Source organism: Streptomyces smaragdinus, assembly GCF_009604385.1.
Taxonomy (GTDB): domain Bacteria; phylum Actinomycetota; class Actinomycetes; order Streptomycetales; family Streptomycetaceae; genus Streptomyces; species Streptomyces smaragdinus.
Genome location: NZ_WEGJ01000005.1, coordinates 315823 through 340382, shown reverse-complemented (window position 1 = coordinate 340382; position 24560 = coordinate 315823). Strand labels below are relative to the sequence as shown.

Genomic DNA, 24560 nt, shown 5'->3' with positions numbered 1-24560 from the left:
CGCCGGCTCAGTTGTCGCGCTTCTCCTTGATCTTCGCGGCCTTGCCGCGCAGCTCACGCAGGTAGTAGAGCTTGGCGCGCCGGACGTCGCCGCGGGTCACGAGCTCGATCTTCTCGACGACCGGGGTGTGCACCGGGAACGTCCGCTCGACGCCCACGGAGAAGCTGACCTTGCGGACCGTGAAGGACTCGCGCACGCCGGAGCCCTGACGGCGGATGACGACGCCCTTGAACTGCTGCACACGGGAGCGGTTGCCCTCGATGACGCGGACGTGGACGTTGACCGTGTCGCCGGGGCGGAACGGCGGGATGTCGGTGCGCAGGGAGGCTGCGTCGACGCTGTCGAGAAGGTGCGACATGATGTCTGCTTTCTTCGCCGATGCCACAGGTCATCAGCGGTACGTGGACGCACCGCGTGGTCACCGCGGCGCGGGTGTGTGGATCTGACACGGCTGCCGCGTCGGACGGGCGTCGTTCCCCCTGTGGCAGGGGCGCACGCCGGACGGAGGGCAGCCGGACTATTCTTCCACGGCCTGCTGCGATCGCCCAAATCGGCTCCCGGCCGGCCGCCAGCCCCCGTCCTCGTCCCGGACCCAGCCCAGGGCGACGAGGATCTCCCGGTCCTTCTTGTCGTACGCGGCCGGGTCGGCGCCCTCGATGAGCTCCGGCCGGTTGGCCGTCGTCCGGCGGAACGCCTCGTCGCGGCGCCACCGGGCGATCTTCCCGTGGTGTCCGCTGAGCAGCACCTCGGGGATGCCCCGGCCGCGCCACTCGGGGGGCTTGGTGTAGACGGGGCCCTCGAGGAGGTTCGCCATGGGGCCGGGGGCGAAGGAGTCGTCCTGGTGGGAGGCGGCGTTGCCGAGGACGCCGGGCAGCAGCCGGGCGATGGCCTCGACCATCACCAGTACGGGGGCCTCCCCGCCGGCCAGCACGTAGTCGCCGACGGACACCTCGCGCAGGTCGCAGCGGTCGGCGTACTCCTCGATGACGCGGCGGTCGATGCCCTCGTAGCGGGCGGGGGTGAAGACGAGCCAGGGCTTCGCGGACAGCTCCACGGCCAGCTCCTGGGTGAAGGGGCGGCCGCTGGGGGTGGGGACGACGATCACGGGGGCGTCGCCGTCGCCGGACGCGATGATCTCGTCCAGCGCCTCGCCCCACGGCTCCGGCTTCATCACCATGCCGGGGCCGCCGCCGTACGGGGTGTCGTCGACGGTGTTGTGCCGGTCGTGGGTCCAGGAGCGCAGGTCGTGGATGCGTACGTCGAGCTGACCGCGGGCGGCGGCCTTGCCGACCAGGGAGACGTTCAGCGGGGCGAGGTACTCGGGGAAGATCGTGACGACGTCGAGCCTCACGCGCCGGAGTCCTTCGCCGCCTCGTCGGTGTCCGCCAGCAGACCGGGCGGCGGGTCGATCACGATGCGCTGCTTCTCCAGATCGATCTCCGGGACGATCTCGGCCACGAACGGGATCATGACCTCGGCGCCCTCGGGCGTCCGTACGATCAGCAGGTCGTGGCCCGGCAGATGGGCGATCTCCGCGATCCGGCCCACCTCGGCGCCGTCCACGGTGACCACGTCGAGGTCGGCCAGCTGGTGGTCGTAGAACTCCTCGGGGTCCTCCGGCACCTCGTCCGGGTCGACCTCGGCGATCAGCAGGGTGTTGCGCAGGGCCTCGGCGCCCGTGCGGTCGCGTACGCCCTCGAAGCGCAGAATCAGCCGGCCGCTGTGCACGCGGCCGGTCTCGATCGTGAGCGGGCCCACCGCGGCGGGATCGGTGGCCAGGACCGCGCCGGGGCCGAGCCTCAGCTCCGGCTCGTCCGTCCGTACCTCGACGGTGACCTCGCCCTTGATGCCGTGGGCACGGCCGATACGCCCGACTACCAGCTGCACGGTGAATTCCTCGGTGTCTCGGATGACGACGACGGGCCGGGAAGGCTTGGAGTCCAAGCCTTCCCGGCCCGTGCCGCGCCGCCCCGTCAGGAGGCGGCGGATGCGTCAGCGGATCTGGTCCACATCAACCAGATCGACGCGGATGCCACGCCCGCCGAGCGCACCGACGACGGTGCGCAGGGCCCGGGCCGTACGGCCGTTGCGGCCGATCACCTTGCCGAGGTCGTCGGGGTGCACCCGGACCTCCAGCACGGTGCCGCGGCGCAGGCTGCGGCGGGCGATCTGCACCTCGTCGGGATTGTCGACGATGCCCTTCACCAGGTGCTCGAGGGCCTCCTCGAGCATCCTCAGGCCTCGGTGGACTCGGCCGGGGCGTCGGCGGCGGCCTCGGCCTTCTTCTCGGTCTTCTTCGCCTTGGCGGTCACGGCCTCGCCCTTGGGCTCGTCGCCGGACTCCTTGGCGGCGGCCTCGAAGAGGGCGCGCTTGTCGGCCTTCGGCTCGGCGACCTGCATCGGCGCCGGGGCCGGCAGGCCCTTGAACTTCTGCCAGTCGCCGGTGACCTTGAGGATGGCCAGGACGGGCTCCGTCGGCTGCGCGCCGACGCCCAGCCAGTACTGGGCGCGCTCCGAGTCGACCTCGATGCGGGAGGGGTTCTGCACCGGGTGGTACAGGCCGATCTCCTCAATGGCCCGGCCGTCACGGCGGGTGCGGGAGTCGGCGACGACGATGCGGTAGTGAGGCGAACGGATCTTGCCCAGACGCTTCAGCTTGATCTTGACTGCCACGGGAGTGGTGTCTCCTGAACTTGACGTGGGTGGGCTCGGCGGGGTGCTGCGTGGGGTTGCGGCATCCGAGGTGCCCGATGGACGCGTCAGCCGGAGGAGAGAGGGGTCCTGTGCGACTGTCGAGTACAGCGTCCCATTGTGCCACAGCCTCGCGGGGGCGGGTCACGGTGTCCGGCGCCGGTCGTGCTGCGGGGGCCTCGCCCCCGGGCCCCCTTCGCCGGCGCTTCGCGCCTTGTCCTCAAACGCCGGACGGGCTGGAAATGGCGCTCTTCGCGCTGTCGGCCGCCGGACAGGGACGGAAACGGCGTTCTTCGCGCCGTCGGCCGCCCGGCAGTGTCCGGGTTTTGGGCACGCCTACATGGCCGGGTGACCCCATGGGCACCCGGCCATGTATGGCCGTCGGGGCTCGAGCAGCTGCAGTCCCTGCTGGAGCTCCGGGTTAGGCCGCGGCCGCCGTCTCCGGGATGCGGAAGGGCTTTCCGCAGCCGCCGCAGACGATCGGGGCTTGCGCGAGGACGGACGGGACAACGCGTACGTTGCGCCCGCAGTCGCAGACCGCCTTCACCCGGACGCCTCCGCCGGATGAGCCGTGTCTGGCGGCTGGTCCCCGGAAGGCACGGGTGGTCTCGGCCGTCGTGGCCACCGTGTGCGCCTTCAGGGCACGCGACAGGCGTTCCATCGCCGGCCGGTACCGCTTCTTTGTCTCGGGGGTGAGGGTCACCAGCGAGAACCCGCTGCTCGCATGCGGCTCATCCGCATGTTCGAGCCCGAGTTCTTCGGCGATGGCCAGGAATCGGCGGTTGTGGTAGCGGCCCGCCCGCGAGGTGTCGCGGATGCCGCGGGCCGCTGCCACGCCGTGGACAGCTTCATGCAGGAGCCGTTCGAAGGAGAGTTCCCCGCCACAGGCGGACGAGGACTCCCCGATTAGCGCTTCAGGCGCGGCAAGATCAGGCAGCTCGGGGTGGTGCCGCTGGATTTCGGCCCACGCGAGTGCCAGCTCCGCTGCCAGTACAGGTGGTGTCGTGCTCACGTCGTGAATAACGAGCGAGTGCCCGCCGGTGTTCCGATTCCCGGCATCCGAAATGATTTGCCCCTACCAGTCAGTTCACTACTCATACGTCGTGACGAGGGCAGGTACGCAGAACTACGGGGATTGCAGCTCGTACGGGCATGGCTCACTACAAGCTGACACAAACCCGGCGTGTACCCCCCGGCGCGCGCTCGACGGGCGCGCCGGGGACAGCTCATGTATACGACGGGTTGTACACCGATACGGTTCCCCGGGGAACCGGAACGCCGTCCTCAGTAGGAACGGGCCACGATCGCCACCGTACCCGGGGCGTCGTCGGCGACGGGCACGGACCCGTCCTCGGCCACCAGGCACCGTACGGAAACGGACTGCTCGCCCAGCTTCTCCTCGCCCTCGGGGCCGAGGTCGGCCCACGGGATACGGGCCCAGCCGCCGCCCACGGCGACCTCGGCCGCCTCCTCCAGGGTCGCCACCTCGCTCGTACGCGACTCGCGGCGCTCCCGGGACTGGGTCAGCAGCAGCTCCTGGTCCTCCTCCAGCAGCTTCGGCAGCAGCGCCTCCAGCGCGTCCAGCGCGACCGGCTCCTTGCCGCCGGCGATCCGCCGGGCGACCATCGCGGTGCCGTTCTCCAGGTCGCGCGGGCCGATCTCGACGCGCACCGGGATGCCCTTGAGCTCCCAGTCCACCGCGCGCCGGCCGAAGGGGGTGTCGGTGCGGTCGTCGACCTTCACCCGGATGCCCGCCGCCGTCAGCCGGTCGCCGATCTCGCGGACCTTGGCGACGACCGTGTCGTCGCCCTTGATGGCCATGACCACGACCTGGATGTGCGCCAGCCGCGGCGGCACCCGCAGGCCGTTGTCGTCGCCGTGCGACATGACCAGCGCGCCGATCATGCGGGTCGTGGAGCCCCAGGAGGTCTGCCAGACCAGCTCCTGCTTGCCCTCCTTCGACAGGTACGTGGTGTCGAAGGCCTTGGCGAAGTTCTGCCCCAGCTCGTGGCTGGTGCCCATCTGCAGGGCCTTGCCGTCACCCATCATCGCCTCGAGCGTGAGGGTGTTGATGGCGCCGGCGAAGCGCTCCTTGGCGGTCTTGCGGCCGGGCACCACGTCGATCGCGAGGACGTCGCGCATGAACGCCTCGTAGACGTTGCGGTGGATGTGCGCCGCGTAGTCGCGCGCGTCCTCGTACGTCGCGTGCGCCGTGTGGCCCTCCTGCCAGAGGAACTCCGACGTGCGCAGGAACAGCCGGGGGCGCATCTCCCAGCGGACCACGTTCGCCCACTGGTTGATCAGCAGCGGCAGGTCGCGGTAGCTCTGCACCCACTTCGAGAAGTACTCGTTGATGATCGTCTCGGACGTGGGCCGGACGACGACCGGCTCCTCGAGCTGCTTGCCGCCGCCGTGGGTGACGACCGCGAGCTCGGGGGCGAAGCCCTCGACGTGCTCGGCCTCGCGCGTCAGATAGGACTGCGGGATGAAGAGCGGGAAGTACGCGTTCTGCGCCCCCGACTCCTTGATCCGCAGGTCCATGTCCTGCTGCATCCGCTCCCACAGCCCGTACCCGTACGGTCGGATCACCATGGTGCCGCGCACCGGGCCGTTGTCGGCCAGCTCGGCCTTGTTGATCAGATCCTGGTACCAGCGCGGGAAGTCTTCCGCCTGGGGAGTGAGAACGGGTGCCTTTGCCATGGCGCAGATGGTACGGCCCGGGCCCGGACTTTGCCGAATCGCCCCTGGACGCCCGGACGGATGCGCAGTTGTCTGACGTACAGGGGGAGATACGGGGAGTCGGACACGGGTGATCCGGTGGATGGGGGCGTTGACACGATGACAGCCGCGCTCGTACGGACCGGGGCTCCCCACCGGCCGCTTCCCCGGACGCCCCGCCCGGACGTGCCCGGTAGCCGGGCGCGGGACTGGGCGGAGATCCAGGAGCGGATGCTCGTACCCCTGTACGAGGCGGTGTACGAGCGGCTCGAGGTCGACGCCGGCACCCGGCTGCTGGGCCTGGACTGCGGCTCCGGGCTGGCGCTGCTGCTCGCCGCGCGGCGCGGGGCGGCGGTCACCGGGCTCGACGGCGATCCGCCGCGGCTGGCGCTGGCCCGCGCGCGGCTGACGGCGGGGCTGCGGTACGAGCACTCCCTCCCCGGCGGCGAACTCCCCGGCGTCCCGGCGCGGCCCTTCACCCTGATCACGTCCTTCGAACGGCCCCGGGCCCGCGCCCTCGCCGGGGCGGCGGCGGTCGCCGAACGGGGCAGCCCCGTGGTCCTCGCGGAGCGCTGCGCGACGGCGCCGGTGCTGCGGCTGGGCGATCCGGGGCCGGCGTGGCTTCCGCCGGGCGGCGACGACCTGGAGGACGTGGCGCGGGCGGCGGGGCTGCGACCGGCGGGGGCGGGCCGGGTGGCGTGCCCCTTCGGTTACGCCGACCCGGACAGCGCGGTACGGGGCCTGCTGTCGACGGGGTACTTCGACGGGGCGCTGCGGGCCCTGGACGAGGCACGGGTGACGAAGGAGCTGACGGAGGCACTCCATCCGTACCGGCGGACCGACGGCACGGTGTGGATGCCGAACGTACTCCGGTATCTGATCGCGTACGTCCAGGATCCGCGCGGCTGAGCTCCGTGCCGGACGGGACCCCCGCGGTACGGGGGTCCCGCCGGACAGCCGCTGCTCACATGAATTTCTTGAACTCGTCCGGCAGCTCGAAGTCCGACGCGTCCTGGCCGGCCGGGAGGCCGAAGGCGTTGCCCGCGGTCTCCTCGCGCTTGGCCTGGGCGGCCCGCTCGTCCGCCTGGCGCTTCATCGGATTGCCCGAGCGCTGCTTGCCCTTGGCCTTCTTCGCCGGCTTGCCCTTGCGCTTGGTGGCGGCGCCGCCGCCCATGCCGGGGATCCCGGGCATGCCCGGCATGCCCTTGCCCTGGGCCATGCGGGACATCATCTTGCGGGCCTCGAAAAACCGCTCCACCAGGTTCTTCACCGCGGAGACCTCGACGCCGGAGCCGCGGGCGATACGGGCGCGGCGGGAGCCGTTGATGATCAGCGGGTCGTGGCGCTCGCCGGGCGTCATCGACTTGATGATCGCGGCGGTGCGGTCCACGTCCCGCTCGTCGAGGTTGTTGATCTGATCGCGGATCTGGCCCATCCCCGGCATCATGCCGAGGAGCTTGGAGATGGAGCCCATCTTGCGGACCTGCTCCATCTGCGCCAGGAAGTCGTCGAGGGTGAACTCCTTGGGGCCCTTCGCCAGCTTCTCGGCCATCTTCTGGGCCTCGGCCTGGCTGAAGGTCTGCTCCGCCTTCTCGATGAGCGACAGGACGTCGCCCATGCCGAGGATGCGGGACGCCATCCGGTCGGGGTGGAAGGCGTCGAAGTCGTCCAGCTTCTCGCCGTTCGACGCGAACATGATCTGCCGGCCGGTGACGTGCGCGATGGACAGCGCCGCGCCGCCGCGGGCGTCGCCGTCGAGCTTGGAGAGCACCACGCCGTCGAAGCCGACGCCGTCGCGGAAGGCCTCCGCGGTGTTCACCGCGTCCTGGCCGATCATGGCGTCGACGACGAAGAGGATCTCGTCCGGGCGGACCGCGTCGCGGATGTCGGCGGCCTGCCGCATCATCTCGGTGTCGACGCCGAGGCGGCCGGCGGTGTCGACGACGACCACGTCGTACTGCTTCTCGCGGGCGTAGACGATGGAGTCCTCGGCGACCTTGACCGGGTCGCCGACGCCGTTGCCCGGCTCGGGCGCGAAGACCGCGACGCCGGCGCGCTCGGCGACGACGCTCAGCTGGTTGACGGCGTTGGGGCGCTGGAGGTCGCAGGCGACGAGCAGCGGGGCGTGGCCCTGGCCCTTGAGCCACCTGCCGAGCTTTCCGGCGAGGGTCGTCTTACCGGCGCCCTGGAGGCCGGCGAGCATGATGACGGTCGGCGGGGTCTTGGCGAAGCGCAGCCGGCGGGTCTCGCCGCCGAGGATGCCGATGAGCTCCTCGTTGACGATCTTGATGACCTGCTGGGCGGGGTTGAGGGCCTTGGAGACCTCCACGCCGGTGGCCCGCGCCTTGACCTGCTTGATGAAGGCCTGGACGACGGGCAGGGCGACGTCGGCCTCGAGCAGGGCCACGCGGATCTCACGGGCCGTGGCGTCGATGTCCGCCTCGGACAGGCGGCCTTTGCCCCGGAGGGACTTGAAGGCTGCTTCGAGGCGGTCGGAAAGAGTGTCGAACACGGCGGTCGTCGATCCTCAGCTCGGGGGGCTCACGATGGATTGCCCTCCAGGGTATCCGCCCGCGGCGGCGGGACGGGCCCGGCCTGTGGACAGAAGCCTGCGGGAGGGCAGAGCTGTGGATAACCTGGGGAGTTGTCGGGGCGGGTCGATATCCTGAGAAGGGCTCGTCCCCCGGGCGGGTGGGGACCGCTTAGCGGGGCGTCAGGGCCTCCTGGACCGTCCGTGCCGCCTCCGTCGCCTCCAGGTCGCCCAGGGGGGCGCCGTCCGGGCCCGTGACGTAGAAAGCGTCCACCGCGTTCGCCCCCAGCGTCGACACGTGCGCCGAGCGGACGTGCACCCCCGCCGTCTCCAGTGCCCGGCCGATGCGGTGGAGCAGGCCGGGGGCGTCCTGGGCGCGGACCTCCAGGACCGTGGCGACCGAGGAGCCGACGCGGGCCACCGTCACCCGTGGGGGCGGGGCTGTGGTGCCGCGGCGGCGGCCGGGGCGGTAGGCCTGTTCGCGTTCGGCGAGGCGGGCCGGGATGTCGAGGGAGCCGTCCAGGGCCCGGATGAGGTCGGCGCGCAGCCGGCCGGCCTCCGGGAGGGAGCCGTACTCCGCCGCGACGCGCCAGTTCAGGAGCAGCACCCTGGCTCCGGCGCCGGTGATCTCCTCGGGCAGCTCGAGGGGCCGCAGCTCCGCCGCGCGGACCGTGAGGCGGTGCAGGGCCAGCACCCCGGCGACGGCCGGCAGCACGCCGGCGCGGTCGGGGAGCGCGATGCGCAGCTCCACGCCGACCGGGCCGCCGCCGTCCTCCCCGGGGTCCCCCATCGCCTCCTCCGCCCGGGCTCGCAGGCTCAGGGCCGGGGCCTTGGTGCGCCAGGCCTCGACCGCCGTGCGTTCCTCGTCGGCGGTGGGTGCGGCGGGGGCGGCCGTCGCGGGAGCGGCGGTGCCGGCGAGGACCGCGGCCGCGCGTTTGGCCAGGTCGGCGACCAGGGACCCGCGCCACGCCGACCAGGCGGCGGGGCCGGTGGCCAGGGCGTCGGCCTCGGTGAGGGCGTGCAGCAGCTCCAGCGTCCCGGTGTCGCGTACGGCGTCGGTGATCACGCGGACGGTCGCCGGGTCGTCGAGGTCGCGGCGGGTGGCCGTCTCGACGAGGAGGAGGTGGTGGCGTACGAGCAGGGCGAGCGTCTGCGTGTCGGCCGGGGGGAAGCCCATCCGGCGGGCCATGTCGCGGGCGATGGTCTCGCCGGCGACGGAGTGATCGCCGGGCCAGCCCTTGCCGATGTCGTGCAGCAGGGCGGCGACGAGCAGCAGGTCGGGGCGGCCGACGCGGCGGGTCATGGCGGATGCCTGGACGGCCGTCTCGACGAGGTGCCGGTCGACCGTCCAGCGGTGTACGGCGTTGCGCTGGGGGCGGCAGCGCACCCGTTCCCAGTCGGGCAGCAGCCGGGTGACGAGGCCCTCCGCCTCCAGCGCCTCCCAGACGTCGACGGCGGGCGGGCCGGCGCCGAGGAGGGTCACGAGTTCCTCCCGGGCGGGCGCCGGCCACGGTACGGGGAGGGGCTTCACGGTGGCGGCCAGCCGGCGCACGGCGTGCCGGGAGAGCGGGATGCCCGCCTGGGCGGCGGCCGCCGCGGCGCGGAGCAGGAGTACCGGGTCGCGGTCGGGGCGGGCGCCGAGGGCGAGTACGGCCTCCCCGTCCTGTTCGACGACGCCCTCGGCGAGCGGCGCGCGTTCGACGGCCGTGCGCCCCAGGAGTGTGCGCAGGCGGGGGCGCGCGGCGCGGGCGCGGAGCACGCGGTCGACCTCGCGCCAGGTGACGTCACAGGCGTAGGAGACGGTGCGGGCGGCCTCGTACACCTCGCGGAGCAGGGTGTCGGCGTCGAGGAGGCCGAGGCCGGCGGCGACCTGGTCGTGTTCCTGGAGGGTGAGCCGGTCGGTGGCACGGCCGGTGGCGAGGTGGAGGGCGTCGCGTACGTCCTGGAGGCAGACGCGGGCGCGTTCCAGGCCCTCGCGGGGGGCGTCGGCGAGCCAGGAGGCGGCGACGGCGCGCAGTGCGGTGATGTCGCGCAGTCCGCCGCGGGCCTCCTTGAGGTCGGGTTCGAGCAGGAACTGCAGTTCGCCGTGGCGTTCGGCGCGGGCGGCGCACATGTCGCGCAGTTCGGGGAGGCGTCGGGGGGCCTGGTTGCGCCAGCCGGCGAGGACGGCGCTGCGCAGGGAGGCGGTGAGCGCGGGGTCGCCGGCGAGGTGGCGGGCGTCGAGGAGGCCGAGCTGGACCTTGAGGTCCTCGGCGGCGGTGGTGAGGGCCTCGCGGGCGGTGCGTACGGAGTGGTCGAGGGCCAGGCCCTGGTCCCAGACGGGGTACCAGAGGCCGTCGGCGATCCCGGCGAGCCGGCGGGCGTCGCGGGAGCCGTCGTGGAGCAGGAGGAGGTCGAGGTCGCTGCGGGGGGACAGCTCGCCGCGTCCGTAGCCGCCGACGGCGACGAGGGAGAGCCCCCGGACGGCGGGGGTGTCGGGTTCGCCGGCCGCCGTGTGCAGCAGTCCCGCCAGCCACCGGTCGGTGACCTGGGCGAGGCCGCTGCGGCGCGGCGGCCCGGGCTGCGCCTCCGGGGAGAGGAGGCTCAGCCGGGCCGCCGCGTAGCTGCCGGGCGCCGTGCCGGATCCGGTCGTGGATGCTTCCAGGCCTTCGGTCACCCGCCGTACTCCTTCGCCGTCGAGGGGACGGTCGCCCGTCAGAGGGCGTCCGGTCCGCGTTCGCCGGTGCGGACCCGTACCGTCGTCTCGACCGGTACGGCCCACACCTTGCCGTCGCCGATCTTGCCGGTCCGGGCCGCCTTGACGACGACGTCGATGAGCTGCTCGGCGTCATCATCCTCGACGAGGACCTCGATCCGGACCTTGGGCACAAGGTCAACCGTGTATTCCGCACCGCGGTAGACCTCGGTGTGGCCGCGCTGGCGGCCGTAGCCGCTGGCCTCGGTCACCGTCAGGCCCTGGACGCCGAAGGCCTGGAGGGCCTCCTTCACCTCGTCGAGGCGGTGGGGCTTGATGACTGCGGTGATGAGCTTCATGCGTCAACCTTCTTCGTCGCTGCGTCCTGGGCGGCCGGGGCCGCGGGGGCGGGGGCCGGGAGAGCGGCGGAGTGGCCCGCGGAGCTGCCGACGCCGCTGTAGTCGTAGCCGGTCTCCGCGTGTTCGGCCTGGTCGATGCCGGCGACCTCGACGTCCTCGTCGACCCGCATCCCGATCGTCTTGTCGATGATCAGGGCCAGGACGGCGGAGGCCACCAGGGAGTACGCGAGGGTGGCGCCGACGCCGGCGGCCTGCTTGCCGAGCTGGTCGAGTCCGCCGCCGTAGAACAGGCCCTTCGCGTCGGACTGTACGCCGCCGGTGGCGAAGAGGCCGACGAGCAGCGAGCCGACGACGCCGCCGACCAGGTGGACGCCCACGACGTCGAGGGAGTCGTCGTAGCCGAACCGGTACTTCAGGCCCACGGCCAGCGCGCACAGGACACCGGCGACGGCTCCGATGGCGAGGGCGCCGAGCGGGGAGCAGGATCCGCCGGAGGGGGTGATGGCGACGAGGCCGGCGACCGCGCCGGAGGCGGCGCCGAGGGTGGTGAAGGCGCCGTGGCGGATCTTCTCGTAGGCGAGCCAGGCGAGCATGGCGGCGGCGGTGGCGACCTGGGTGTTGAGGAACATCACCGCGCCGACGCCGTCGTCGTTGCCGAGCCACGAGCCGGCGTTGAAGCCGAACCAGCCGAACCACAGCAGGGCGGCGCCCAGCATGACCAGCGGCAGGCTGTGCGGCCGCATCGGGTCCTTCTTGAAGCCGACCCGCTTGCCGATCACGAGGATCACGCCGAGGGCCGCCGCGCCGGCGTTGATGTGCACCGCGGTGCCGCCCGCGAAGTCGATCACGCCGAGCTCGAAGGCCCAGCCGCCGGCGCCCCAGACCCAGTGGGCGACGGGGAAGTAGACCACGGTCACCCACAGGGCGATGAACAGCGTCCAGGCGGTGAACTTGACGCGGTCGGCCAGGGCGCCGGAGATCAGCGCGGGGGTGATGATCGCGAACATCAGCTGGAAGACGGCGAAGACGTACACCGGGATGGTGTAGCCGTCCCAGAGCTGGACGATGCCCAGCCCGCTGAGGCCGAGGAAGTCGCCGTCCCAGCCGACGACGCCGCCCTTGTCGGTGCCGAAGGCCATGGAGAAGCCGTAGAGCACCCACAGGACGGTGACGATGCCGAGGCTGATGAAGCTCATCATCAGCATGTTGAGGACCGACTTGACGCGGACCATGCCTCCGTAGAAGAAGGCCAGGCCCGGCGTCATGATCATTACCAGGGCGGAACAGATGAGCATGAATCCGGTGTTGGCTGCGGACAGCGTGGGAGCGTCCTGTGCCAGCGTGATGCCTGTTGGCATCTGCGTCTCCTCGTCGTCGTGCGGCCCGTGCGGGTGAGCGCCGGTGCGGTCTTCGCGGGTGAGCCGTTGATGCGACCAGACGGTGTCGCAGGGGGGTTTCAGCCGTTACCGCGCGATGTTTCGCGGCCGTGACGAAGACGGGGAGGGTGTTACGGGGCGGTGAACTGCCGTCGCGGGGCGGGCGGCGTCCGCGGGGGGCTAGGCGGTTTCGGGGAGCTCCTGCTGGAGCCGGTCGGCGAGGCGTACGACGTCGGCCACGCTGCCGTAGGAGCGCAGGGCGAGGTCCACGGTGGTGCGGATGCGGGTGTTGACGCGCTCGGAGCGCATGCTGCGGGCGACGGCGATGGCCTCGCCGGTGCGCTCGGCGCACTGCTCGGGCTCGCGCTCCAGCAGATGCACGGTGGCCATGCCGACGAGGTTCAGCGCGTACGACCGGGTGTAGTCCGGCTGGGCGGCGAAGAGCTCCACGGCCCGCTCCATGGGCGGGCGGGCGAGCGCGGCGTAGGTGGGCGAGCGGCCGGCGACGTAGGCGAGGTCGCGGTAGGAGTGGGCGTTCTCGGCGCTCAGCTCGCCCTCGCCGAAGAACTGGATCCAGCCGGGCTCGTCGTCGCCGCGGGCGATGTCGGAGTAGCAGTCCTCCGCCATCCGCACGGCGCGGTGGCAGCGGTCGGGCTGGCCCAGATTGGCGTACGCGCGGGCCTCCATCGCATACAGCATGGACTGGGTGCGGGGGGTCGCGTTGTCCCGGCTGCCGTACTGCGCGAGGTGGATGAGCTCCAGGGCGTCGTCCGCGCGGCCCAGATGGATCATCTGGCGGGCCATGGCGGACAGGACGTACGCGCCCAGGGGCTTGTCGCCGGACTCCTTGGCGGCGTGCAGGGCGAGGACGAAGTACTTCTGCGCGGTGGGCTGCAGGCCCACGTCGTAGCTCATCCAGCCGGCGAGCTGGGCGAGCTCGGCGGCGGAGCGGAAGAGGCGGCGGGCGACGGCGGACGTCTGGGTCTCCTGGAGGAGGTCCGTCACCTCGTGCAGCTGGCCGACGACGGCCTTGCGGCGCAGGCCGCCGCCGCACTGGTTGTCCCACTGGCGGAACATCGCCGTGGTGGACTCCAGGAGGTCGAGCTCGGGGCCCGAGATCCGGTGCGGCCGGCCGGCGGCCGGCGGCTCCTCGTCGGGGAGCACGCCCGCGCCGGCCGGGCCGGGGACCAGCCAGCGCTGCATGGGCTCGATCAGGGCGGGGCCGGCGGACAGGGCCAGGGAGCTGCCGAGGAAGCCGCGGCGCGCGAGCATCAGGTCGCTGCGGGAGAACTCGCTCATCAGCTGGACGGTCTGGTCCGCGGCCCAGGGCAGGTCGACGCCGCCGCCGGAGGGCGTGGGCCGGGCCGTGCGCAGCCCCAGGTCCTCGACGCCGACCGGGGTGCCGAAGCGCTCGGAGAAGAGCTCGGAGAGGATCCGCGGGATGGGCTCGCGCGGGTTCTCCCCGTCGAGCCAGCGGCGCACCCGGGAGGTGTCCGTGCTGATGTGGTGCGCGCCCAGCACGCGGGCACGACGGTTGACCTGGCGTGCGAGCTCACCCTTGGACCAGCCGCTGCGCATGAACCACGAAGTCAGCTGTTCGTTCGGGTGCTTGTCGCCGCCGGCCCGGCTGCTGCTCGTGCCGTCCACGTCGTGGCCCCCATCCTGCTGCGGCCCCTGGCGTTTTCCTTGCCCCCGGCATAGTCCGATGACGCATACCGGTGGGGCCTGTGCACTGAAAGTAATCCTACGATCACCTCCCACGCGAGCGCGATCCCTGAAACGCCACCATTCGCCACCCCCACGGGTGAACATCCCCCCGGCTTCGCACGGTTGACTTGACAAGGGCAGTTCGCGGGTCGGGTGCAACGGGTCGGAAAGCGGCGCACGCCGTTCCCCACGCCACCCCCCTTCGCCACAGCACGCCGCCGAAGCCATCCTCCGGCAACGCTGTGTTACCGCGAAGATGCTGTACGTAAGAATTCGCCGGTGGCTCGCGGGACCGCGGTAACCACCGGCCCGGAGACCCGTTGGAGGGGGCATGGGCTTCACGATCGGCGGCATCCGCGACTTCCGCCCGGCGCGCGGGACCAGGCGCGGCCGCGGGACGGAGTGCACCGCGGTCGCCGAGTACACGGGGCTGTGGGGCTGGGACGTCGTCGCCGGCGCCCGGCTGACGCGCGGCGAGTGCTCCTGCGGCAGCCCCGCCTGCCCCTCCCCCGGCGACCATCCGCTGGAGTACGCCGCGGTGGTCCCCGCGGGCACCACGCTGGACGCAGCGGGCGCCGCCTGGGCGCGCACCCCCGGCGCCGCGGTGCTGCTGCCCGTGGGCCGTTCCTTCGACGTCATCGAGGTCGGCGCCGTCGCCGGCCGGCGCGCGCTGGTGCGGCTCGAGCGGATGGGCCTGCCGCTGGGCCCCGTGGCGGTCACCCCGGACGGGCGGGCGCGTTTCCTCGTCGCGCCCGGCGCCGCGGCGGACCTGCCCCAGCTGCTGTACCGCACCGGGTGGGACTACGCCGACCTCGACCTGCGCTGCCTGGGCCCCGGGGACCACTTCACGGCGCCGCCGTCGGACCACCGGGGGATGGGGCCCGTACGGTGGCTGCGCCCGCCGGCGCCGGGGTCCGCGGCCGGTCTGCCGCAGGCGCGGCTGCTGCTGGGGACCCTGGCGTACGCGTGCCACCGGTCGGGGGTCTGACCCCCGTCCCGGTGGCACGGACGCGCGTGGCCCTCAGTCGCCGATCAGCGCGTCGACGAACGCCTCCGGCTCGAACGGCGCGAGGTCGTCCGGGCCCTCGCCCAGTCCGACCAGCTTCACCGGTACGCCCAGCTCCCGCTGCACCGCCACGACGATGCCGCCCTTGGCCGTCCCGTCGAGCTTGGTGAGCACCAGGCCGGTGATGTCCACGACCTCGGCGAAGACCCGCGCCTGCACCAGGCCGTTCTGCCCGGTCGTGGCGTCCAGGACCAGCAGCACCTCGTCCACCGGGCCGTGCTTCTCCACGACCCGCTTGACCTTGCCCAGCTCGTCCATCAGCCCGGTCTTGGTGTGCAGCCGCCCGGCGGTGTCGACGAGCACCACGTCTGCGCCCTCCTCGATGCCCTCCTTCACGGCGTCGAACGCCACGGAGGCCGGGTCACCGCCCTCGGGACCGCGTACGGTGCGGGCGCCGACGCGCTCGCCCCAGGTCTGCAGCTGGTCGGCGGCGGCGGCGCGGAAGGTGTCCGCGGCGCCCAGCACGACGGACCGGCCGTCGGCGACGAGCACCCGGGCCAGCTTGCCGGTGGTGGTGGTCTTGCCGGTGCCGTTCACCCCGACGACCAGCACGACGCCGGGGACCTCGGCGCCGTCCGCGGAGACACCGGGCTCGGTGTGCACCTCGCGGTCCATGCCGGGGTCGACGAGGGCCAGCAGCTCCTCGCGCAGCAGGGTGCGCAGCTCGTCGGGGGTGCGAGTGCCGAGCACCTTGACGCGCTCGCGCAGCCGGGCGACGAGCTCCTGCGTGGGGGCGACACCGAGGTCGGCGGTGAGCAGCGTGCCCTCGACCTCGTCCCAGGTGTCCTCGTCGAGATGGTCCCGGGAGAGCAGGCCGAGGAGGCCCTTGCCCAGCACGTTCTGCGAGCGGGCGAGCCGGGTGCGCAGCCGGACGAGCCGGCCGGCGGTCGGCGCGGGCACCTCGACGACCGGGGACGGGGGCACCGGGACCCCGGTCTCCTCCACGACGGGGGCCTCGCCCCCGGGGAGTTCCACCTCCTCGATGGTGCGCCGGACGTCTTCTTCGGCGGCGGGCACCGACTCCTCGCCCACCGAGGGCTCGGCGGGCGGCGCGGTGACAGTGGGGGTTTCACGCGGTGGCGGGAGCGCTTTCTTGCGACGCCCGCTGATCACGAGCCCGCTCGCGGCGCCCACCGCGATCACGGCGATGGCGATGATGAGGATGACGATTTCCATAACGGCACCAGTATCGCCTCATACCCCGCCGGGGGGCGGGTCCGGCACCGCGCCGAAAGGGAAACGGTGTGCTATCGCAACCGCTGGCTGATCACCTTTGACACACCGTCACCCTGCATCGACACGCCGTACAGCGCGTCGGCGACCTCCATGGTCCGCTTCTGGTGCGTGATCACGATCAGCTGCGAGGACTCCTGCAGCTCCCGCATGATCCGGATCAGCCGTTGCAGGTTGGTGTCGTCGAGGGCGGCCTCGACCTCGTCCATCACGTAGAACGGCGACGGCCGCGCCTTGAAGATCGACACCAGCATCGCGACGGCCGTCAGCGACCGCTCGCCGCCGGAGAGCAGCGACAGCCGCTTGACCTTCTTGCCCGGCGGCCGCGCCTCGACCTCGACGCCGGTGTGCAGCATGTCGTCGGGGTCGGTGAGGATCAGCCGCCCCTCACCGCCGGGGAAGAGCCGGGAGAACACGCCCTCGAACTCGCGCGCCGTGTCGTGGAACGCCTCCGTGAAGACCTGCTCGACGCGCTCGTCGACCTCCTTGACGACCTGCAGCAGATCGGCGCGGGTCTTCTTCAGGTCCTCGAGCTGCTCGGAGAGGAACTTGTGCCGCTCCTCCAGCGCCGCGAACTCCTCCAGCGCGAGCGGGTTGACCTTGCCGAGCTGCTGGTACGCGCGCTCCGCGGACCGCAGCCGCTTCTCCTGCTCGGTACGCACGAACGGCCGCGGCGTGTTGCGCGGATGCTTCGGGTCCTCCGGCAGCGTCTCGCCCTCGGCGGGCGGTGACGGCGGTACGAGCTGGTCGGGGCCGTACTCGGCGACCAGCGCGACTGGCTCGACGCCCAGCTCCTCCATCGCCTTGGCCTCGAGCTGTTCGATCCGCATGCGCTTCTCGGCGCCCAGGACCTCGCCGCGGTGCACCGAGTCCGTGAGCTTGTCGAGCTCCTGGCTGATCTCGCGGGCGGCGCCGCGCTGACGGCCCAGCTCCTGCTCGTGCACGGCGCGGGCCTGCTCGGCGCCGGCGCGCTCCTCCTCGGCGCGGGCCAGGGAGACCTCGACGTGCGCGAGGAGCTGCCGGGCGCCGTCGGCAACCGCCCGGGCCACCTCCGCCTCGTGCCGCCGGCGGGCCTTGAGCCGGTCGGCGCGGGCGCGGGCCTCGCGCTCGGCCCTGGCGGCCCGGTCCAGTCCGTCGGCGCGGCCGGCGAGTCCCTTGACGCGCTCCTCGTGCGTACGGACCTGCAGGCGCGCCTCCATCTCCGTCTGGCGGGCGTTGGCGCCGTCGGCGGAGAGCCGGTCGCGCAGGGTGGAGTCGGGCTCCTCCTCGACGTCGGTCTCCTCCAGGACCTCCAGCCGCCCGGCCAGCTCCGCCGCCTCCTCGGTGGCCCGTACGAGGGCCTCCTGGGCCTTGGCGACGGCGGCCGTCATACGCTCGGCCTCGCCGGCGGCGGCGCGGGCCTGGCCGCCGAGCCGGCCGAGCTCGCCGGCGACCTCGGTCTTCTCCCGGTCGGCGGCGCTGCGGCGGGCGCCCAGCTCCTCGACACCGGCGGTGCAGGAGCGGCGGACCTCCTCGGCGGTGCGCCGGGTGTCCTCCAGCTCACGGCAGCGCAGGTCGAGCTCCGCGATCTCGGCGGCGGCCTCGTCGACGGAGGCCTGGACCTCCAGCAGGCTGGGCGCTCCGGCGGAGCCGCCGGTGGCGTAGTGCGCGCCGAGGAGGTCGCCCTCGGCGGTGACCGCGGTCAGCTCGGGGCGGGCGGCGATCAGGTCCTCGGCGTCCTCGAGGGTGCCGACGACGGCGATGCCCCGCAGCAGCCGGCGGACGGCGGGCAGCAGCTCGTCGGGACCGCCGACCAGGGCGGCGGCCCAGCGGGCGCCGGCGGGCGGTTCCCCGTACGACTCGGAGGGCAGCGGCGCCCCGGCGAGGAGCAGCGCGGCGCGCCCGGCGTCGTGCTTGCGCAGCAGGCGCAGCGCCTCGGCGGCGGCGCCCGGTCCCGCGACGGCCACGGCGTCGGCGGCGGCGCCCAGCGCGGCGGCCACGGGGACCTCGTACCCGGGGGCGACGGTGAGGAGTTCGGCGGCGGGGCCCAGCAGTCCCGTGAGGCGGTCCCCGGCGTCCAGCAGGGTGCCGGTGCCGTCCTTGCGGCGCAGGCCCAGGGCCAGGGCGTCGTGGCGGGCGCGGGTGGCGGCGCGGCGGCGGTCGGCGTCGGTGACGGCGTCGCGGGCGGCGGTCAGCGCTGCCTCGGCCTCCCGCAGGGCCGCCTTGGCCGTCTCGTGCTCCCGCGCCAGCTCAACGTCCCCGGCGTCGATCCCGTCGACCTCGGCCTTGAGCCGCTCGTACGCCTCCTGGGCGGTGACGGCGCGGTCGCGGGCCTCGTCGCGGACGGAGGCGAGGCGGTCGATCTCGGCCTGGGCGGAGGCGGCCCGGCCCCGGGCGGCGGTGACCTGGCCGCTGAGGCGGGCGAGGCGTTCGCGGCGGTCGGCGATGGCGCGGGCGGCGTCCTTGAGGCGGCGCTCCTCGTCGTACAGCTGCCGCTCGAGGTCGGACCGGTGCGCGACGGTGTCCTCCAGCGCGTGCTGGGCTGCCTCCAGCGCCGCCTCCAGCTCGGCCTCCTGCTCCCGGACCCGCTGTGCCTCGCGCTCCATGTCCTCCGGGTCACGGCCGCGCCGCTCCTCGGCGGGGGCGGCGGTGGCGCTGCGGACACGGGCCTCGGCGAGGCTGACGGTGCCGCGGACGCGTTCGGCGAGCTGGCCGAGCTCGTGCCAGGTGGCCTGGGCCCGGCGCAGGCGCGGGGTGAGGGCGCGGACCTCGGCCTCCAGCACGGCCTCGCGTTCACGGGCGGCGTTCAGCTCGGCCTCGGCGCTCTCCTTGCGCTGCTTGAGGGCGGCCTCGTCGGCGATCTCCGCGGCGAGCGCCCGGCGCAGGGCGACCAGGTCGTCGGCGAGCAGCCGCAGCCGGGCGTCGCGCAGGTCGGCCTGGATGACGGCGGCCTTACGGGCCACGGCGGCCTGCCGGCCCAGGGGCTTGAGCTGGCGGCGCAGCTCGTCGGAGAGATCCTGGACGCGGGCGAGGTTGGCCTGCATGGCGTCCAGCTTCCGCAGCGCCTTCTCCTTGCGCTTGCGGTGCTTGAGGACCCCCGCGGCCTCCTCGATGAACGCCCGGCGGCCCATCGGGTCGGCGTGCAGTACGGAGTCGAGCTGGCCCTGGCCGACGATCACGTGCATCTCGCGGCCGATGCCGGAGTCGGAGAGCAGGTCCTGGATGTCCAGCAGCCGGCAGGTGTCGCCGTTGATCTGGTATTCGCTGCCGCCGTTCCTGAACATGATCCGGGTGATGGTCACCTCGGCGTAGTCGATGGGCAGCGCGCCGTCCGCGTTGTCGATCGTCAGCGACACCTCGGCCCGGCCCAGCGGGGGGCGGCCGGTGGTGCCGGCGAAGATCACGTCCTCCATCTTGCCGCCGCGCAGCGACTTGGCGCCCTGCTCGCCCATCACCCAGGACAGGGCGTCGACGACATTGGACTTCCCGGAGCCGTTGGGCCCGACGACGCAGGTGATCCCCGGCTCGAAGCGCAGGGTCGTGGCGGACGCGAACGACTTGAAGCCCCGGAGGGTGAGGCTCTTCAGATGCACGCTGAGCTCTCCTCCGGCGATGAATCGATACGACTGCTTACCCGCCGGAGACTCTATCGCTCCCGTCCGTTTCACCGGGTAACGTGCAGGGCACATCAGATGTAAGGGTCACCGTGCTTGGGCACGGGAAACCTTTGTGCGGCCTCGAATCAAAAGCTTTGCGAAACGACGAAGGGACGCCGAAGCGTCCCTTGAAGCATTCCCGAAGCGGCTAACGTGAACACGCTGCCCGGCACCGACGGATGTCGGCCCCGGTCAGGTGAGCGCAGGCTCCGCCTGGGGTACGTCGACGTTGTCGAGCACCATGTCGCCGTGATGGGCGGCGGCGGCGAGCATGTCGTTCTCGGCCTGGATGCGGACGAGCTCGGACTCCAGGTCCTGGACACGCTGCTGCAGCCGTCGCATCTCGGCGATCAGTCGCGGGTCGGTGCCGCCGACGTAACCGAGAAGCGCCTTTGCCATGATTGATGGTCCTCCACACTGAGTGACCGACCGAGCGGTGTGGGTCGTGAGGGATTGGCACCCGCGGTTCTCTGCTCCGCCGCTCGTGTGATCAGGTGAGACCTGAGCCGAAAGGCCGGCGCAGACAGCTAGGGTGCGCGGGGCTTCCAGCGTCTCACCAAATAGTTTGACGGTCAACACGATCACGCCCCGTATCCATGGGCGCGTCACCTCGTACGCGCGCCAGGGGGCGTGTGGACCGATCAGTGGATCGCAGCTTTCCACGACCGGGCCGACTTGGCAACCAGCAGGTCACAGCAGTCGTGGCGGACGGCAGCGGCGGAGCGTCACCGGATCTCGAAAGTCGGATAACCGCCGCGCGGGCTGTCCCATATCTCGGTGACCCCGTCGACCCGGCCGGGCGTGTCGGTTCCTGTCAACCACACGAGCAGCGCCTCACAGGACTCCCTGGGCCCCTCGGCCACCACCTGTACCCGGCCGTCAGTGAGATTCGTCGCAAAGCCGGTCAGGCCGCCGATCTCCAGGGCCGTGGCGCGGGTGAACCAGCGGAAGCCAACTCCCTGCACACGGCCGCGAATCCAGGCGGTGAGCCGTACCGGGGCATGATCAATCACGGGTTCGTCCACCTCTCCACGTTCATGCGGACAATTCTTCGGGCCGGGTCGGCGGCCGGGGGCATGCGTTAGAGTCCCGGGTCAATGATTAATCACCCGTGTGGGTGATGGTCATTAACGCAATTGACGTCTAGCCGCGTGAGGGATGAGTCGTATGGGTCGCCATCGACGCTCCGCAGACGCTACCGGAACGATCTCCGTGCCGGCCCATCAGGAGGCCGGTTCCACGGGCCGGGGTCAGCACCGCCGGCACAACCCCGCCCGGGTGGGGATGCTCGGTGCCTCCGCGGCGGTGGCCGTCGGCGCGCTCGCGATCGGCGGCGGCGCCGTCGGCAGCGGGCTGGCCGGCGGGCAGGGTCCGGACTCCGGCGGGCCCAGCGCACGGGCCGACGGAGCGGCGTCGCTGGAGCCCCAGTCCGGGGGCCAGAAGCCGACGTCCGGGCCCAGCGAGTCGCCCTCGGCCTCCCCCACCGAGAAGGCCACCCCGTCGAAGAAGCCGTCGGCCAAGGCCCCGGCCCCCAAGCCCTCGACCAAGGCCCCCGCGCCCACCACCGCGGCGCCGGCGCCCAGCACCGAGGCCCCCGCTCCCGAGGCGAGCAAGCCGGCCGAGAAGCCCACCGCCAAGCCCGTGGACACCGCCACGGCCGCGGAGGCCGAGGTCCTGCGGCTGGTGAACCAGGAGCGGGCGAAGGCGGGCTGTCAGCCGGTCACCGCCGACGCGGAGCTGGCCGCGCTGGCGGGCGCCTACAGCGCGGACATGGCGGCGCGCGGGTTCTTCGACCACACCGACCCCGACGGCGACGACCCGTGGGAGCGCGCGGAGGCGGCGGGCGTGTCGAACGTGGGCGGCGAGAACATAGCCCGCGGGCAGGCGAACGCCCAGTCCGTGATGGACGCGTGGATGGCGTCCGAGGGACACCGGGCGAACATACTGAACTGCGACTTCAAGACCCTGGGCGTCGGCGCGTACTTCGCGTCGGGCGGCCCCTGGTGGACGCAGAGCTTCGGCTACTGAGGACGACCGCCGGAGGCGGGGAAGCCGCGGGCTCAGCGGGCCCGCGGCGGGCGCTGGCAGTTCGGGCAGTAGTAGCTGGAGCGGTTCATCCACGGGCGGCGGCGGATCGGCGTGCCGCAGCGGTGGCATGCCTCGCCCTCGCGGCCGTACGCGTCCAGCGAGCGGTCAAAGTATCCCGACTCGCCGTTCACGTTGACGTACAGCGCGTCGAAGCTCGTGCCGCCCTGGGCCAGGGCGGCGTTCATGACGTCGCGGACGTGGCCGAGGAGCGTGGCCGTGGCGGGGCGGGTGAAGCCGGACGTCTCGCGCTCGTAGTGCACGCGCGAGCGCCACAGCGCCTCGTCGGCGTAGATGTTGCCGACGCCGCTGATCAGCGACTGGTCCAGGAGCGCCCGTTTGATCGTGGTGCGCTTGCGGCGCAGCGCAGCGGTGAACGCCGCGTCGTCGAACCGCGGGTCCAGCGGGTCGCGGGCGATGTGCGCGATGACGTCGGGCAGTCCCTCGGGGGTCTCCGGGTGCAGCGACAGGCCGCCGAACGTCCGCTGGTCGACGAAGCGCAGCTCGGTGCCCCGGTCGTCGTCGAAGCGGACCCGGATGCGCAGATGCTTCTCGTCCGGCGCGCTCTCGGGCCGGACCAGCAGCTGGCCGCTCATGCCCAGATGCGCCAGGAGGTCGCGGCCCTCACCGGCCAGGGGGATCCACAGATACTTGCCCCGCCGCATCGGTTCGCCGAGGGTACGGCCCTTCAGCGCGCCGGCGAAGTCGTCCCCGCCGGCGAGATGGCGCCGTACCGCACGGGGGTGCAGCACCTCGGCCCCGGCGACCGTACGGTGCGCCGCCCACTGGGCGAGGCCCCGGCGGACGACCTCGACCTCCGGCAGTTCGGGCACGGCTGATCCTTCGGGGTCGGTTCACGTGAGAAAACGGGGGCCACCCCCGCAAGGGGCGGCCCCCGGAGGACCTACGCGGAGGCCTCGGCGGCAGCCGCCTCGCGGGCGTCCGCCGCGGCGCGGATCTCCCGCCAGGCGGTCTCCGCGGCCTGCTGCTCCGCTTCCTTCTTGCTGCGGCCAGTGCCAGTGCCGTACGCGACACCACCGACGCGAGCTGCAGCCGTGAAGGTCTTCTCGTGGTCGGGTCCGGTCTCGCTGACCAGATACTCCGGTACGCCGAGGCCCTCGGCCGCCGTGAGCTCCTGCAGCGAGGTCTTCCAGTCCAGCCCCGCGCCCAGGTTCGACGACTTCTCGATGAGCGGGTCGAAGAGCCGGTGGATCAGCTCGGAGGCGGCATCCAGACCCTGGTCCAGATACACCGCCCCGATGACCGCCTCCAGCGTGTCCGCGAGGATCGACGCCTTGTCGCGGCCCCCGGTGCCCTCCTCGCCCTTGCCCAGGCGGATGAAGGAGCCGAGGTCCAGACCGCGGCCGACGCCGGCCAGCGCACGGGAGTTGACGACGGCCGCGCGGAGCTTGGCCAGCTGGCCCTCCGGCAGCTCGGGATGAGTGTTGTAGAGCGTGTCCGTGACGACCAGGCCGAGCACGGAGTCCCCGAGGAACTCCAGCCGCTCGTTGGTCGGCAGCCCGCCGTTCTCGTAGGCGTACGAGCGGTGGGTCAGCGCACGCACCAGAAGGGCGGACTCGAGCTGGTAGCCGAGCCGCCCTTCCAGAAGCGTGTGGGACGAGGCTTTGTTGTCGGACGACATGGCAGCCTTTTCCCTCTCGCCGTCAGACCTCGAGGACCTGACGCTTGTTGTAGGTGCCGCAGCTCGGGCACGCGATGTGCTGCTGCTTCGGCTCGTGGCAGCGCTCGCACGCCACAAGAGTCGGAACCGCAGCCTTCCACTGCGAACGGCGGTGGCGCGTGTTGCTGCGCGACATCTTCCGCTTGGGAACAGCCACGGCTACTTCTCCTGGTTCTCGTCGGCACCGCCTGCGGCACCGCTGACGTCGATGTCCTTCAGGGCCGCCCAACGGATGTCGGTGACCTCATGGTGGTGGTCCGGGTCGTCCGCGAGCCGGGCTCCGCATTCGGAGCACAGGCCCGGGCAGTCGTCCCGGCACACCGGCTGCAGCGGCAGTGCAAGCACCACCGCGTCACGCAGCACGGGCTCGAGGTCGAACAGGTCGTCCTCGAGGTAGTACGTCTCCTGCTCGGACTCCTCGTCGCCGGGCTCCGTGTCGAAGACACGGCCCCGGTGATCGGCCTCCGGGTAGGAGTACAACTCCTGGAAGTCCACATCGAGCTCCTGCTCGATCGGCTCCAGACACCTTACGCATTCGCCCGTCACCGGCGCATGGGCGGTGCCTGTGACGAGCACCCCTTCCATGACCGACTCGAGCCTCAGGTCGAGCTCGACGGCCGCGCCCCCGGGCACCCCGATGACCTCGATGCCGAGATCGGCGGGGGCCGCCACGGAGCGGGTCAGCTTCTTCATCGCACCGGGTCGGCGACCGAGCTCCCGCGTGTCGAACACGAGAGGTGCGCGGTGATCCAGTCGGGCGTTCAGAGCTTCCTGCTTTCGTACTCCCCACCGGGTCGAAGGCAGGG

General features: G+C 72.5%; 23 protein-coding genes. 3 read left to right on the top strand and 20 right to left on the bottom strand.

Annotated features, from left to right (window positions below; all coding sequences use genetic code 11):
• Positions 1-7 precede the first annotated feature (7 nt).
• The 7 genes from rplS to proS all read right to left on the bottom strand — a co-directional run bounded on the left by rplS (position 8) and on the right by proS (position 5390).
• Complete coding sequence (gene rplS / locus SRB5_RS11915) at positions 8-358, bottom strand: 50S ribosomal protein L19 (RefSeq protein WP_153451603.1); 351 nt, start codon at positions 356-358, stop codon at positions 8-10.
• 159 nt (positions 359-517) lie between these two features.
• A complete protein-coding gene (trmD, locus tag SRB5_RS11910; RefSeq protein ID WP_323377768.1) occupies positions 518-1351 on the bottom strand; it encodes a tRNA (guanosine(37)-N1)-methyltransferase TrmD in 834 nt (277 codons plus the stop codon).
• Positions 1348-1887, bottom strand: a complete 540-nt coding sequence (gene rimM, locus SRB5_RS11905; RefSeq protein ID WP_323377767.1) for a ribosome maturation factor RimM — start codon at positions 1885-1887, stop codon at positions 1348-1350. Before rimM ends, trmD begins: the two co-directional genes overlap by 4 nt.
• 105 nt (positions 1888-1992) lie before the next feature.
• Positions 1993-2232: an RNA-binding protein gene (locus SRB5_RS11900; RefSeq protein WP_153451599.1), complete on the bottom strand. Its 240-nt coding sequence runs from the start codon at positions 2230-2232 to the stop codon at positions 1993-1995.
• Between the two features lie 2 nt (positions 2233-2234).
• On the bottom strand, positions 2235-2672 hold the full coding sequence (rpsP, locus tag SRB5_RS11895; RefSeq protein WP_323377766.1) for a 30S ribosomal protein S16: 438 nt from the start codon (positions 2670-2672) through the stop codon (positions 2235-2237).
• Between the two features lie 439 nt (positions 2673-3111).
• On the bottom strand, positions 3112-3702 hold the full coding sequence (locus tag SRB5_RS11890) for a hypothetical protein (RefSeq protein WP_323377765.1): 591 nt from the start codon (positions 3700-3702) through the stop codon (positions 3112-3114).
• A 272-nt stretch (positions 3703-3974) separates the two neighbouring features.
• Positions 3975-5390 (bottom strand): proline--tRNA ligase, encoded by a 1416-nt coding sequence (gene proS / locus SRB5_RS11885; protein WP_153451597.1) that lies wholly within the window; start codon positions 5388-5390, stop codon positions 3975-3977.
• A gap of 138 nt (positions 5391-5528) precedes the next feature.
• Between proS and SRB5_RS11880 the strand changes: the two genes are divergently transcribed.
• Entirely contained in the window at positions 5529-6317 is a 789-nt protein-coding gene (locus SRB5_RS11880) for a class I SAM-dependent methyltransferase (RefSeq protein ID WP_153451596.1), read from the top strand.
• A gap of 55 nt (positions 6318-6372) precedes the next feature.
• Here SRB5_RS11880 and ffh read toward each other — a convergent pair whose 3' ends face one another.
• From ffh to nsdA, 5 genes are all read right to left on the bottom strand, one after another.
• Positions 6373-7920, bottom strand: a complete 1548-nt coding sequence (ffh, locus tag SRB5_RS11875; protein WP_323377764.1) for a signal recognition particle protein — start codon at positions 7918-7920, stop codon at positions 6373-6375.
• 190 nt (positions 7921-8110) lie between these two features.
• Positions 8111-10594: a [protein-PII] uridylyltransferase gene (locus SRB5_RS11870; RefSeq protein WP_323377763.1), complete on the bottom strand. Its 2484-nt coding sequence runs from the start codon at positions 10592-10594 to the stop codon at positions 8111-8113.
• Between the two features lie 38 nt (positions 10595-10632).
• Complete coding sequence (locus tag SRB5_RS11865; RefSeq protein WP_153451594.1) at positions 10633-10971, bottom strand: P-II family nitrogen regulator; 339 nt, start codon at positions 10969-10971, stop codon at positions 10633-10635.
• A complete protein-coding gene (locus SRB5_RS11860) occupies positions 10968-12329 on the bottom strand; it encodes an ammonium transporter (RefSeq protein ID WP_153451593.1) in 1362 nt (453 codons plus the stop codon). Before SRB5_RS11860 ends, SRB5_RS11865 begins: the two co-directional genes overlap by 4 nt.
• A 198-nt stretch (positions 12330-12527) precedes the next feature.
• Complete coding sequence (nsdA, locus tag SRB5_RS11855; protein WP_323377761.1) at positions 12528-13994, bottom strand: transcriptional repressor NsdA; 1467 nt, start codon at positions 13992-13994, stop codon at positions 12528-12530.
• Between the two features lie 391 nt (positions 13995-14385).
• Here nsdA and SRB5_RS11850 point away from each other — a divergent pair, with 391 nt between their 5' ends.
• Complete coding sequence (locus SRB5_RS11850) at positions 14386-15042, top strand: bifunctional DNA primase/polymerase (RefSeq protein WP_153451591.1); 657 nt, start codon at positions 14386-14388, stop codon at positions 15040-15042.
• A 33-nt stretch (positions 15043-15075) separates the two neighbouring features.
• Here SRB5_RS11850 and ftsY read toward each other — a convergent pair whose 3' ends face one another.
• The 4 genes from ftsY to SRB5_RS11830 form a co-directional block, all read right to left on the bottom strand.
• Complete coding sequence (ftsY, locus tag SRB5_RS11845; RefSeq protein ID WP_153451590.1) at positions 15076-16296, bottom strand: signal recognition particle-docking protein FtsY; 1221 nt, start codon at positions 16294-16296, stop codon at positions 15076-15078.
• A gap of 71 nt (positions 16297-16367) precedes the next feature.
• Positions 16368-19925 (bottom strand): chromosome segregation protein SMC, encoded by a 3558-nt coding sequence (gene smc / locus SRB5_RS11840; RefSeq protein WP_323377760.1) that lies wholly within the window; start codon positions 19923-19925, stop codon positions 16368-16370.
• A 255-nt stretch (positions 19926-20180) separates the two neighbouring features.
• Positions 20181-20387, bottom strand: a complete 207-nt coding sequence (locus tag SRB5_RS11835; RefSeq protein WP_153451733.1) for a hypothetical protein — start codon at positions 20385-20387, stop codon at positions 20181-20183.
• 326 nt (positions 20388-20713) lie between these two features.
• Positions 20714-21013 carry an acylphosphatase gene (locus SRB5_RS11830; RefSeq protein ID WP_323377759.1) on the bottom strand — a complete coding sequence of 100 codons (300 nt, stop codon included), beginning with the start codon at positions 21011-21013 and terminating at the stop codon, positions 20714-20716.
• A gap of 142 nt (positions 21014-21155) precedes the next feature.
• On the opposite strand from SRB5_RS11830, the gene SRB5_RS11825 reads away from it, so the two are divergent.
• Complete coding sequence (locus tag SRB5_RS11825; protein WP_153451586.1) at positions 21156-22016, top strand: CAP domain-containing protein; 861 nt, start codon at positions 21156-21158, stop codon at positions 22014-22016.
• A gap of 32 nt (positions 22017-22048) precedes the next feature.
• On the opposite strand, the gene mutM is transcribed toward SRB5_RS11825, so the two are convergent.
• The 4 genes from mutM to SRB5_RS11805 all read right to left on the bottom strand — a co-directional run bounded on the left by mutM (position 22049) and on the right by SRB5_RS11805 (position 24519).
• Entirely contained in the window at positions 22049-22906 is an 858-nt protein-coding gene (gene mutM, locus SRB5_RS11820) for a bifunctional DNA-formamidopyrimidine glycosylase/DNA-(apurinic or apyrimidinic site) lyase (RefSeq protein WP_323377758.1), read from the bottom strand.
• Positions 22907-22977: 71 nt separating this feature from the next.
• Positions 22978-23715 (bottom strand): ribonuclease III, encoded by a 738-nt coding sequence (gene rnc / locus SRB5_RS11815; RefSeq protein WP_153451584.1) that lies wholly within the window; start codon positions 23713-23715, stop codon positions 22978-22980.
• Positions 23716-23737: 22 nt separating this feature from the next.
• Positions 23738-23911, bottom strand: a complete 174-nt coding sequence (gene rpmF / locus SRB5_RS11810) for a 50S ribosomal protein L32 (protein ID WP_003951102.1) — start codon at positions 23909-23911, stop codon at positions 23738-23740.
• Between the two features lie 2 nt (positions 23912-23913).
• Complete coding sequence (locus tag SRB5_RS11805) at positions 23914-24519, bottom strand: YceD family protein (RefSeq protein ID WP_194292903.1); 606 nt, start codon at positions 24517-24519, stop codon at positions 23914-23916.
• Between the last annotated feature and the right edge of the window lie 41 nt (positions 24520-24560).

Coding starts and splice junctions, on each gene's coding strand:
- rplS (WP_153451603.1), bottom strand. CDS start 358: ATGTCGCACCTTCTCGACAGCGTCGACGCAGCCTCCCTGCGCACCGAC.
- SRB5_RS11900 (WP_153451599.1), bottom strand. CDS start 2,232: ATGCTCGAGGAGGCCCTCGAGCACCTGGTGAAGGGCATCGTCGACAAT.
- proS (WP_153451597.1), bottom strand. CDS start 5,390: ATGGCAAAGGCACCCGTTCTCACTCCCCAGGCGGAAGACTTCCCGCGC.
- SRB5_RS11880 (WP_153451596.1), top strand. CDS start 5,529: ATGACAGCCGCGCTCGTACGGACCGGGGCTCCCCACCGGCCGCTTCCC.
- SRB5_RS11865 (WP_153451594.1), bottom strand. CDS start 10,971: ATGAAGCTCATCACCGCAGTCATCAAGCCCCACCGCCTCGACGAGGTG.
- SRB5_RS11860 (WP_153451593.1), bottom strand. CDS start 12,329: ATGCCAACAGGCATCACGCTGGCACAGGACGCTCCCACGCTGTCCGCA.
- SRB5_RS11850 (WP_153451591.1), top strand. CDS start 14,386: ATGGGCTTCACGATCGGCGGCATCCGCGACTTCCGCCCGGCGCGCGGG.
- ftsY (WP_153451590.1), bottom strand. CDS start 16,296: ATGGAAATCGTCATCCTCATCATCGCCATCGCCGTGATCGCGGTGGGC.
- SRB5_RS11835 (WP_153451733.1), bottom strand. CDS start 20,387: ATGGCAAAGGCGCTTCTCGGTTACGTCGGCGGCACCGACCCGCGACTG.
- SRB5_RS11825 (WP_153451586.1), top strand. CDS start 21,156: ATGGGTCGCCATCGACGCTCCGCAGACGCTACCGGAACGATCTCCGTG.
- rnc (WP_153451584.1), bottom strand. CDS start 23,715: ATGTCGTCCGACAACAAAGCCTCGTCCCACACGCTTCTGGAAGGGCGG.